The sequence below is a fragment of the Mycolicibacterium canariasense genome (assembly GCF_002101555.1).
GTDB lineage: Bacteria > Actinomycetota > Actinomycetes > Mycobacteriales > Mycobacteriaceae > Mycobacterium > Mycobacterium canariasense.
This window is the reverse complement of sequence record NZ_LQOL01000112.1, coordinates 1-10,305: the sequence shown is the minus strand read 5'-3', so window position 1 is coordinate 10,305 and position 10,305 is coordinate 1. Positions and strand designations below refer to the sequence as shown.

Genomic DNA, 10,305 nt, shown 5'->3' with positions numbered 1-10,305 from the left:
GTCGGCGACGTGTATGCCTGCCCGTTCGCCATCCACGAGAAGTTCCTGGCCGGAAACGTGCTCACCAGCAACGGGTTTGCCGATGTCTGGCAGAACTCCAAGCTGTTCGGCGAACTGCGCAACCCGACCACCGGCGGCGCGTGCGCGTCCTGTGCGCACTTCGACAGCTGCCGCGGTGGCTGTATGGCCGCGAAGTTCTTCACCGGCCTGCCGATGGACGGCCCGGATCCCGAATGTGTCCAGGGCTACGGCGAATCTGCGCTGAGCGTCGAGCGCTCCATCCCGCGCCCGGCCGTGGACCACTCCCGGTCGCTGCCGCTGACGGTGCTGAAGAAGCCCAGGCGGGTGTGCGACGTCAACCCCGTCGGTGAATTGTTGTAAGGAGCGAAACGATGGCATGGTTCGAGACCGTGGCCGAGGCGCAACGGCGCGCCGCGAAACGGCTGCCGAAGAGTGTCTACAGCGCGCTGCTGGCCGGCTCGGAGAAGGGCAGCACCGTCGCGGACAACACCGCGGCGTTCGCCGAACTCGGCTTCGCACCCCACGTGGCCGGTTTGTCGAGCAAGCGTGATCTCGCCATAACCGTGATGGGCCAGTCGATTTCATTGCCGGTCTTCATCTCGCCGACCGGTGTGCAGGCCGTGCATCCCGACGGCGAGGTGGCGGTGGCGCGCGCCGCCGCGGCCCGCGGGACCGCGATGAGCCTGTCGTCGTTCGCCAGCAAGTCCATCGAAGAGGTGACCGCGGCCAACCCGCAGACCTTCTTCCAGATGTACTGGACCGGGACCCGCGACCGACTCGAGGCCCGGATGGAACGGGCACGCGCGGCCGGCGCCGTCGGGTTGATCCTCACCACCGACTGGTCGTTCTCGCACGGACGCGACTGGGGCAGTCCCAAGATCCCGGAACGCATGGACCTCAAGGCGATGGCCCGGTTCGCGCCGGAGGGGCTGCGGCGGCCGCGCTGGCTGCTGGACTTCGCCCGCACCGGCCGGGTGCCCGACCTGACGGCGCCCAATCTGGCCGAACCCGGAACCGCTGCGCCGACGTTCTTCGGCGCCTACGGCGAGTGGATGCAGACGCCGTTACCAACCTGGGCCGACGTTGCGTGGCTGCGGGAGCGCTGGGGCGGTCCGTTCATGCTCAAGGGCGTCATGCGCGTCGACGACGCCAAGCGTGCCGTCGATGCCGGTGTCACCGCCGTCTCGGTCTCCAATCACGGCGGCAACAACCTGGACGGCACGCCCGCCTCGATCAGGGCGCTGCCCGCGATCGCCGCGGCCGTCGGCTCTGAGATCGAGGTCGTGCTGGACGGTGGCATCCGCCGCGGCAGCGATGTGGTCAAGGCGCTGGCCCTGGGTGCCCGCGCCGTGATGCTGGGCCGGGCCTACCTGTGGGGTCTGGCCGCCGGAGGTCAGGACGGAGTGGAGAACGTGCTGGACATCCTGCGCGGCGGCATCGACTCGGCATTGCTGGGGCTCGGTTTGTCCTCGGTGCACGACCTCGGGGCATCCGACCTCGTCATACCGGACGGCTTCACCCGCGCCCTGGGAACCTGATCCGCACTGTTTACAAAACATCGACATTTGTCTAGACATCGGACAAACAGCGGTCTATAGTCAACCTCAACGGTGATGCCACTCACAGGAGGAGTTGACTGACGATGACGTCGCAAACCGATCTTCGAGCCCAGCCGGTGCCTGCCGCCGACTGGCGGGACCGCAAGCGTTACCTCTGGTTGCTGGGTCTGATCGCGCCAACGGCACTGTTCGTGATGCTGCCGGTGGTGTGGGCGTTCAACCACGCCGGTTGGTCGGCCGCGGCCCAGGTCCCGTTCTGGATCGGGCCGATCCTGGTCTACGTGCTGCTGCCGATCCTGGACCGGTTCTTCGGGCCGGACGGCCAGAACCCGCCCGATGAGGTGATGGAACGGCTGGAGAACGACAAGTACTACCGCTACTGCACCTACATCTACATCCCGTTCCAGTACGCCAGCGTGATCCTGGGCGCCTACCTGTTCACCGCATCCGACCTGAGTTGGCTCGGGTTCGACGGCGGGCTGGGCTGGCCGGCCAAGATCGGCCTGGCCCTCTCGGTCGGGGTGCTCGGCGGGGTCGGTATCAACACCGCCCACGAGATGGGCCACAAGAAGGACTCGCTGGAGCGCTGGCTGTCCAAGATCACTTTGGCCCAGACCTGCTACGGCCACTTCTACATCGAGCACAACCGGGGGCATCACGTCCGCGTCGCGACCCCGGAGGATCCCGCCTCGGCGCGGTTCGGCGAGACGTTCTGGGAGTTCCTGCCGCGCAGCGTGTGGGGCAGCCTGAAGTCGTCCTGGGAGCTGGAAGCCAAGCGGCTCGAACGCGCCGGAAAGTCGAAGTGGCACCCCACCAACGACGTGCTGAATGCCTGGGCGATGTCGGTGGTGTTCTACGGCGCCCTGATCGCGATCTTCGGTCTGGGTCTGATCCCGTACATCCTGATCTCGGCGATCTACGGTTTCGCCCTGCTGGAGACCGTCAACTACCTGGAGCATTACGGGCTGTTGCGGCAGAAACTGGAGTCCGGCCGGTACGAGCGGTGTGCGCCGGTGCACAGCTGGAACTCCGACCACATCGTCACCAACTTGTTCCTCTACCACCTGCAGCGGCACAGCGATCATCACGCCAACCCGACGCGGCGCTACCAAACTCTGCGCAGCATGGACGGTGCGCCGAACCTGCCCAGCGGGTACGCCTCGATGATCGGGCTGACCTACTTCCCGCCGCTGTGGCGCAAGGTGATGGACCACCGGGTGCTCGCCCACTACGACGGCGATATCACCCGCGCCAACATCCATCCGCGGATGCGGGACAAGGTGCTGGCCAAGTACGGGGCCGGCGATGAGCGCGAAGAGCAGAGGGCATGAGCGTGAGCGCCTTCAAGTGTCCCGGCTGCGACTACGTCTACGACGAATCCAAGGGCGCTCCGCGCGAAGGGTTTCCGCCAGGAACACCGTGGGGTGCGGTGCCGCAAGACTGGACCTGCCCGGACTGTGCGGTCCGGGAGAAGGTCGACTTCGAAGAGATCGGCGCGAGGGCATGAGCGACTACAAGTTGTACGTCTGCATCCAGTGCGGCTTCGAGTACGACGAGGCCAAGGGCTGGCCGGAAGACGGTATCGCCCCCGGCACCCGCTGGGATGACATCCCCGACGACTGGAGTTGCCCGGACTGCGGAGCGGCGAAATCCGACTTCGACATGGTCGAGGTCTCCAGGCCTTGACCGCCGATTGGGTGGGGTTAGGCGATAACCTCGCCCCTATGGACACTTCGATGCCTCGGCGTACGGCGCCACGTGTGCCGTACGCCGAGGCATCTCGGGTGCTGCTGCGGGACTCCATCCTGGACGGCATGCGCGAGCTGCTGCTGGTGCGGGACTGGTCCTCGATCACCCTCACCGACGTGGCGCGGGCAGCCGGGATCAGCCGGCAGACCATCTACAACGAATTCGGCTCACGGCAGGGCCTGGCCGAGGGGTACGCGCTGCGGCTGGCCGACCGCCTGGTCGACGCCGTCGCGCATGCCATCAATCACAACGTCGGCCGGGTGTATGACGCGTTCCTGGAGGGCTTCCGGGCCTTTTTCGCGGACTCGGCGTCCGACCCGCTGGTCATCTCGCTGCTGACCGGCGCCGCCAAGCCCGACCTGCTGCAGATCATCACCATCGGCAGCGGGCCCATCATCACCCGTTGCTCGGCGCGGCTGCAGGAGACGTTCCAGACCAGCTGGATCCGGTCCAGCGACGAGGACGCCGGGGTGCTGGCCCGCGCCATCGTCCGGCTGGCCATGAGTTATGTGTCCATGCCGCCGGAGGCCGACCACGATGTGGCCCGTGACCTGGCCCGGCTTATGTCACCGTTCGCCGAACGATACGGTGTTATGGACACCCCTTAGCTGTCAGAGCGCCGAGCGCCTGTCCCGCGAGCCCGCAGGCTAGAGGTGTCCTCGGGGCACAGCTGTGCCGCCGACAGTCATTGACGGTTCAAAAAAAGAGGGGCTCTTACATGTCTGAGCTGAAGGTTGATGTCCGCAACGGCATCGACTACAAGGTCGCCGACCTGTCGCTGGCCGATTTCGGCCGCAAGGAAATTCGTTTGGCCGAGCACGAGATGCCGGGTCTGATGGCGCTGCGCCGCGAGTACCACGACGTCCAGCCGCTCAAGGGCGCGCGGATCTCGGGATCGCTGCACATGACCGTGCAGACCGCCGTGCTGATCGAGACGCTGACCGCGCTCGGTGCGCAGGTCCGCTGGGCCAGCTGCAACATCTTCTCCACCCAGGACCATGCCGCCGCGGCCGTGGTGGTCGGTCCGCACGGCACCCCGGAGGAGCCCAAGGGCACCCCGGTGTTCGCCTGGAAGGGTGAGACGCTGGAGGAGTACTGGTGGGCCGCCGAGCAGATGCTCACCTGGGAGGGCGAGCCCGCCAACATGATCCTCGACGACGGCGGGGACGCCACCATGCTGGTGCTGCGTGGCGCGCAGTACGAGAAGGCCGGCGTGGTCCCGCCCGCCGAGGAAGACGACTCGGCCGAGTGGAAGGTCTTCCTCGACCTGGTCCGCAAGGGTTTCGAGAAGGACAAGACCAAGTGGACGAAGATCGCCGAGTCGGTCAAGGGCGTCACCGAAGAGACCACCACCGGTGTGCTGCGCCTCTACCAGTTCGCGGCCGCCGGTGAGCTGGCGTTCCCGGCCATCAACGTCAACGACTCGGTCACCAAGAGCAAGTTCGACAACAAGTACGGCACCCGGCACTCGCTGATCGACGGCATCAACCGCGGCACCGACGTGCTGATCGGTGGCAAGAAGGTGCTGATCTGCGGCTACGGCGACGTCGGCAAGGGCTGCGCGGAGTCGCTGGCCGGCCAGGGCGCCCGCGTCCAGGTCACCGAGATCGACCCGATCAACGCGCTGCAGGCGCTGATGGACGGGTTCGACGTGGTGACCGTCGAGCAGGCCATCGGGGACGCCGACATCGTCGTCACCTCGACGGGTAACAAGGACATCATCACCCTCGAGCACATGAAGGCGATGAAGGACAAGGCGATCCTGGGCAATATCGGCCACTTCGACAACGAGATCGACATGGCCGCCCTGGAGCGCTCGGGCGCCAAGCGGATCAACATCAAGCCGCAGGTCGACGAGTGGGTCTTCGGCGAGGACGGCAAGTCGATCATCGTGTTGTCCGAGGGTCGCCTGCTGAACCTGGGCAACGCGACGGGGCACCCGTCGTTCGTGATGAGCAACAGCTTCTCCAACCAGGTGATCGCCCAGATCGAGCTGTGGACCAAGAACGACGAGTACGACAACGAGGTCTACCGGCTGGCCAAGCACCTGGACGAGAAGGTGGCCCGCATCCACGTCGAGGCGCTGGGTGGCAGGCTGACCAAGCTCACCAAGGACCAGGCCGAATACATCGGCGTCGACGTCGAGGGCCCGTACAAGCCGGAGCACTACCGCTACTGAGCCTGGTGCCGATCAGATTCACGCGGACGATCGCCGCGGCGGCAGTGTGTGCCGTCGCGGCGATCGGCTGCTCACACCGCAACGACGAATCTCAGCCGCCACCCGAGCCGCCGGTGCCGGTGCGCCACGACATCCCGGCCTTGGTCGCGGTGTTTCCCACCATCGGTGCGCCGCAAGCGGTCTCGTGGGTGCAATGGGCCGACGATGCCGGTGCTGATGCTCCCACCGCTGGGGTGCGTTGGACCGATGCCGTGGTGAAGCTGTCGCCGGAGGTGACCGAAGCCATGATGAAGCTGTTCCAGCCCACCGACAACGGCCGCAAGCCGCGGGTGCGTGACGAACTCAGCGGCGAAGTGCCGCAAGGCCCGTTTCTCACCGGGGAACGGCTCGACAACGGTTTCTCGACGCCGCCGGCGACGAGCACCTACGCGTTCCTGGACCGCAGCCACGCCACTTTGGTGTTGCAGGCGACAAGCCTGGATTAGCCGGTCCCGGCGCTGCGTAGAATTCTGCTCAGCGATCGAGGGGGGCGAATGATGGCTGGCGAAGCAGAGATTCGGCATGCTGCGGAGACGGTGCGGCGAAGGACTCGGTGATGTCGACCGCCGCTGGTGCCGGTGACGCCGCCATCGCCTATCTTGATGCGGGGGATTACCAACGCGCCGTCGAGGTGTTGCAGGCGGCGTTGACTCGCGATCCGGGTAACGGCCTGTTGCTGGCGCGATATGCGCAGGCACGGCTGGGGCTCAGGGATTACGGGGGAGCCGCGTCGGCCGCCCACGCCGGGCTTGGCGTGATGCCCGGCAATGCCTACCTCGAGCGGGTGTACGCCCTGGCGCTGTACGGGCTGGGTCGGCGCCAGGAAGCACTTCAACTGGCGTGGCGGGCTACGACCGAGCACCCCGATGACCCCCTCGCGCTTTCCGTCTATGCGCGGCTGCTGCACCAGGCCGGGTTCGACCGCGAGGCGTTCCCGGTGATCAATGAGGCGTTGCGGTTGAATCCCGCATCGGCGGATGCCCTGGTGCTGCGCGGCGACATCGCGCTGCGGACGGTGAATCGATCCGCGGCCGAGGCCGATTACCACCACGCGCTGCGCCTGGAACCGGGTCACGCGGCAGCCATGCACAACCTGGCCGTCACCAGGCTGCGCTGGGGATCGTTGACCAAGGCGCTGAGCGGTTTCCTCGGCGCCGGCCGACTCGATCCGCGGTTGGGCCCGGCGGTGCGTGACAGCATCGGGGCCGTTTTGATCAGGGTGCTCAGGCCGGCGACGGCATCGGTGGTATTCCTGGCGACCGCCCTGATATTCGTGGGCAATGTGCAGGAATTGCACCACTCCACCCTGGTGCCAAGGGTTTTCGCTGCGGTGTTGAGCCTCGTCTTGGGTGGGGTGCTCATCTGGGTGGTGTGCAATGTACCCGGTCCGACGCTGGTTGCGGTCCTACGGGAGCGGCTCGTCCTGGCCCTGCGGCTGCTGTTCTTGGTCGTCGCCGCCGGCATCGGGGTGATCATCGCCGTCGTCGGCGCCCCGTCGTCGGCAGCGGTTCTCGGGCCTGTGCTGTTGCTGGGCATGATCGGTTTGACGGTGTTGGGCTGGGTGGTCGGCCAGTAGGCTGCGACTGTGCGAGCCGCCGTGCTGCTGGTAACCGTTCTGCTCCTGGTCACTGGCTGCAGCCAGGGTCGGAACCCGGCACCGACACCGTTCCCGTCCGCGTCCGGGCGGGGGCCGTGCGCCGTCGACACTGAGCGCGACGTGCCGGCCACCATGCGCGACGGGGTGGTGCTGCGCGCCGATGTCTACCGGCCCAGGCACACCGGCCCGGTTCCGGTGATCCTGATGCGCACCCAGTACGGCAAGGCCGGGGCCCAGGTGGCGCCGTCGCGCTACCAGTCACCGGATTGGTTTGCCACGCACTGTTATCTGGTGGTGGTGCAGGATGTGCGTGGCCAGGGCGCCTCCGGTGGCACATTCAGCGAGTTCACCAATGACATGAACGACGGCTACGACTCGGTGGAGTGGGCCGCCGCCCTGCCCGGCTCTGACGGCAAGGTCGGGATGTACGGCTCGTCCTATGTCGGTGCCACCCAGTGGCTTGCCGCGGTCACCGCGCCGCCACACCTGGTCACCATCGTCCCGGCGAACACCGCCTCGGATTACTACGACGGCTGGACCTATGAGGGTGGGGAGTTCCGGTTGGCGTTCGTGCAGCCGTGGGCCATCGACTCCATTGCCAGCACCGCGGCCCGCAACCGCAAGGATCAGGCGGCATTGGCGCGTCTGGAAGCGGCGGCGGCCGATCCGACACGCTGGCTGAATTTCCGCCCCTTCAAAGATCTTCCGCCGATGCAGCCGAACAACCCGGCCGTCGCGCCGTGGTATTTCGACTGGATACGGCACAGCTCCCGCGACGACTTCTGGCGTGCCGTCAGCATCCGGGACCGGTATCCCTCGGTGCGGATCCCGGTGCTGCATTTCGAGGGCTGGTACGACGCGTTCCTGGCCGGTGGAGTGGAGAACTTCGCCGGGATGACGGCCCGCGGCGGCAGCGATGTCGCGCGCGCCAACCAGCGTCTGGTGATCGGGCCGTGGGATCACGTGGCGTGGGGCCGGCCCGACTCTCGTCCGGCGCCAATGCTTTCCGATATCGGTCCGGTCGGCAACAGCCCGATCAACGAGTTGATGCTCCAGTGGTATGACCACTTCCTCAAGGGCATCGACAACGGCATCGGCGGTAAACCGCGCGTCGATTATTTCGTGATGGGCGCCAACACCTGGCGCCAGGCCACGGGGTGGCCACTGCCGCAGACCCAATGGGTGAACTGGTACCTGTCGGGCAATGGCGGACTGGCCGAGCGCAAGGGTTCATTGCAGCCGGTGCTGCAGGCAGCGCAAGGGCCGGACACCTACACCTATGACCCGGCCTATCCGGCGCCGAGCCTGGGCGGGCATTCGTGTTGCGGTGCACTGTCGGGGCCGCAGGGTCCCTATGACCAGACGCCGGTGGAACAGCGCTCCGATGTGCTGGTGTACGACTCGGCGCCGCTGTCCCAGGACACGGAGATCACCGGGCCCGCGACGGTGACGCTGTGGGCGTCGTCGTCGGCGGTCGACACGGATTTCACGGCCAAACTCGTCGTGGTGAAGCCTGACGGGCAGGCGGTGAACCTGAACAACGGGATCCTGCGGACCGCGTTTCGGGACTCGTTGTCGCAGCCTTCGCCGATCGAGCCGGGCCGACCGTACCAGCTGCGGATCCAGATCTGGCCGACCAGTTATGAATTCAGGGCGGGTGATCGGGTGCGCCTGGAGATCTCCAGCAGCGACTACCCGCAGTTCGCGCCGAATCCCGACACCGGGGCGTCCTTCGGCCAGGATGCCCGGACCCTGCCTGCCGTGCAGACGATCCTGCACGATCCGGGTCATCCGTCGTCGATCACGCTGCCGATCATCCCGGCCGGCTGAGCGCGAACGTGAGCTTGGGTATCACTTCGTTCGCAGTTTTCGCACTCAAGCTCACGTTCGTGCTGGCGGTCAGGGCCGGAACCGCTGCACAGCTTCAGCGCCGTCGTCATCCCCAGAGTCCTTGAGCCCGTTGATGACTCCGTCGATATCGGCGGCCGGGCGGTTCTGGCTGAGTTTGAACTTGGCCTCGATCCGGGTGATGGCGATCTCGATGCCCACGATGGCGCGCAGCTGGCCGCTGACGTACTTCTCCGGGGCGTCGTCGACGCTCCACGGCCGCGGTCGGTGGGCTTCGTGCTTGTCGGTGAGCCGACGCACCAGGGCGTCCAGCCAGGCCGGGTCGTCGTGCACGGTGACGGTGCCGTACACATGTGCGGTCAGGTAGTTCCAGGTGGGCACGACGCGGCCGTGCTCGGCCTTGGACGCGTACCAGCTGGGGGAGATGTAGGAGTCCGATCCGCGGACGATCACCAGCGCCTCACCGAGGACCGGCAGTTGCCACTGCGGGTTGTTGCGGGCCACGTGCCCCTGCAACGTGCGCTGCCCGGCGTCGTAGACGAACGGCAGCATGGTGGCGACCAGGCCCTCGGGTGTAGCGGTGATCAGGTCGGCTGCGCCGTGCCGGGTGAGCAGGTCATCGACGGAGGCGTCGTCGGCGGCGAAGTGGGCGGGGACGTACATGGGTCAAGGGTCCGGGACGGGGTGGGTGGTGGGCAAGGGGTTTTGGGGTGAGATACCCGGAAGGTCCGAGCGGTCATCGAGATCGTGACTAGAGGTAGCTAGACGCGACTGCGATATCGCCGGTGATGTCACGTTCTGGGCAAGGCACTTGCGGACGTTCCGAGGGACTCATGAGCTCTGATTTGGAGAGCAGTTGCAGAGATACTTCGGGATACTCCCGCAGAGTACGTGCAGCAAGGCTCTTCAAAGCGTCGATATCGTTCGGATCGATGTCCATCGAACTGATTTCGAACCACTTTGGTGCGCTTCGCTATCAACGTTGGAGCTGCGATACCGGCGGTGCGGAGCTACTGCAGACCGACGGGCTCAGACACGACGTGTCTCCTCGACGCGGATGTCGTCCAATGCATCGGGCGCAACCAGTCCGGTCCATCCCGTGTATGGGTCTCCATCCAATCCGAGCTTTCTCGCAACATCCGGAGGGCCGACGAACTCCACCAGGACCCGGCCGTCGGACAGCGGCTTGCTCAACGACACGGTGTGCCCTGCAAGCGTCGCTGACGCCAAGATATCGGGCTCTTCATGATTGAGGGTGTAGAACGGTCAGCTGCTGTCGGCCTGTGATTGGGGTGTCTGGTTGGCTGGGTGTG

At 66.3% G+C, this 10,305-nt stretch carries 11 protein-coding genes; 10 read left to right on the top strand and 1 reads right to left on the bottom strand.

What is annotated here, in order from left to right:
• The 10 genes from AWB94_RS33905 to AWB94_RS33860 all read left to right on the top strand — a co-directional run.
• A partial coding sequence (locus AWB94_RS33905) for an SPASM domain-containing protein (protein WP_133058233.1) occupies window positions 1-381 on the top strand: 381 nt, incomplete at its 5' end.
• An 11-nt stretch (window positions 382-392) separates the two neighbouring features.
• Complete coding sequence (gene mftD / locus AWB94_RS33900) at window positions 393-1,559, top strand: pre-mycofactocin synthase MftD (protein ID WP_062655469.1); 1,167 nt, start codon at window positions 393-395, stop codon at window positions 1,557-1,559.
• A 104-nt stretch (window positions 1,560-1,663) separates the two neighbouring features.
• On the top strand, window positions 1,664-2,911 hold the full coding sequence (locus AWB94_RS33895) for an alkane 1-monooxygenase (protein ID WP_062655468.1): 1,248 nt from the start codon (window positions 1,664-1,666) through the stop codon (window positions 2,909-2,911).
• Between the two features lie 2 nt (window positions 2,912-2,913).
• Window positions 2,914-3,087 (top strand): rubredoxin, encoded by a 174-nt coding sequence (locus tag AWB94_RS33890; RefSeq protein WP_084395036.1) that lies wholly within the window; start codon window positions 2,914-2,916, stop codon window positions 3,085-3,087.
• Window positions 3,084-3,266, top strand: coding sequence for a rubredoxin (locus AWB94_RS33885; protein ID WP_024454349.1), 183 nt, complete (start codon window positions 3,084-3,086; stop codon window positions 3,264-3,266). The genes AWB94_RS33890 and AWB94_RS33885 overlap by 4 nt, the downstream gene beginning before the upstream one ends.
• Window positions 3,267-3,304: 38 nt before the next feature.
• The gene (alkX, locus tag AWB94_RS33880) at window positions 3,305-3,937 is read left to right on the top strand and encodes a TetR family transcriptional regulator AlkX (RefSeq protein ID WP_109762036.1); all 633 of its coding nucleotides are present in this window, start codon (window positions 3,305-3,307) and stop codon (window positions 3,935-3,937) included.
• Between the two features lie 110 nt (window positions 3,938-4,047).
• A complete protein-coding gene (gene ahcY, locus AWB94_RS33875) occupies window positions 4,048-5,508 on the top strand; it encodes an adenosylhomocysteinase (RefSeq protein ID WP_062655467.1) in 1,461 nt (486 codons plus the stop codon).
• Window positions 5,509-5,513: 5 nt separating this feature from the next.
• The gene (locus tag AWB94_RS33870; protein ID WP_062655466.1) at window positions 5,514-5,993 is read left to right on the top strand and encodes a hypothetical protein; all 480 of its coding nucleotides are present in this window, start codon (window positions 5,514-5,516) and stop codon (window positions 5,991-5,993) included.
• A 110-nt stretch (window positions 5,994-6,103) separates the two neighbouring features.
• Window positions 6,104-7,123, top strand: coding sequence for a tetratricopeptide repeat protein (locus tag AWB94_RS33865; RefSeq protein ID WP_062655465.1), 1,020 nt, complete (start codon window positions 6,104-6,106; stop codon window positions 7,121-7,123).
• A gap of 21 nt (window positions 7,124-7,144) precedes the next feature.
• A complete protein-coding gene (locus AWB94_RS33860; RefSeq protein WP_109762038.1) occupies window positions 7,145-8,974 on the top strand; it encodes a CocE/NonD family hydrolase in 1,830 nt (609 codons plus the stop codon).
• Between the two features lie 69 nt (window positions 8,975-9,043).
• Here AWB94_RS33860 and AWB94_RS33855 read toward each other — a convergent pair whose 3' ends face one another.
• Window positions 9,044-9,655: an FMN-binding negative transcriptional regulator gene (locus AWB94_RS33855; RefSeq protein ID WP_062655463.1), complete on the bottom strand. Its 612-nt coding sequence runs from the start codon at window positions 9,653-9,655 to the stop codon at window positions 9,044-9,046.
• Between the last annotated feature and the right edge of the window lie 650 nt (window positions 9,656-10,305).

Bases quoted from the DNA above. Each gene is read 5' to 3' on its own strand.
- mftD (WP_062655469.1), top strand. From the start codon at position 393: ATGGCATGGTTCGAGACCGTGGCCGAGGCGCAACGGCGCGCCGCGAAA.
- AWB94_RS33895 (WP_062655468.1), top strand. From the start codon at position 1,664: ATGACGTCGCAAACCGATCTTCGAGCCCAGCCGGTGCCTGCCGCCGAC.
- AWB94_RS33885 (WP_024454349.1), top strand. From the start codon at position 3,084: ATGAGCGACTACAAGTTGTACGTCTGCATCCAGTGCGGCTTCGAGTAC.
- alkX (WP_109762036.1), top strand. From the start codon at position 3,305: ATGGACACTTCGATGCCTCGGCGTACGGCGCCACGTGTGCCGTACGCC.
- ahcY (WP_062655467.1), top strand. From the start codon at position 4,048: ATGTCTGAGCTGAAGGTTGATGTCCGCAACGGCATCGACTACAAGGTC.
- AWB94_RS33865 (WP_062655465.1), top strand. From the start codon at position 6,104: ATGTCGACCGCCGCTGGTGCCGGTGACGCCGCCATCGCCTATCTTGAT.
- AWB94_RS33855 (WP_062655463.1), bottom strand. From the start codon at position 9,655: ATGTACGTCCCCGCCCACTTCGCCGCCGACGACGCCTCCGTCGATGAC.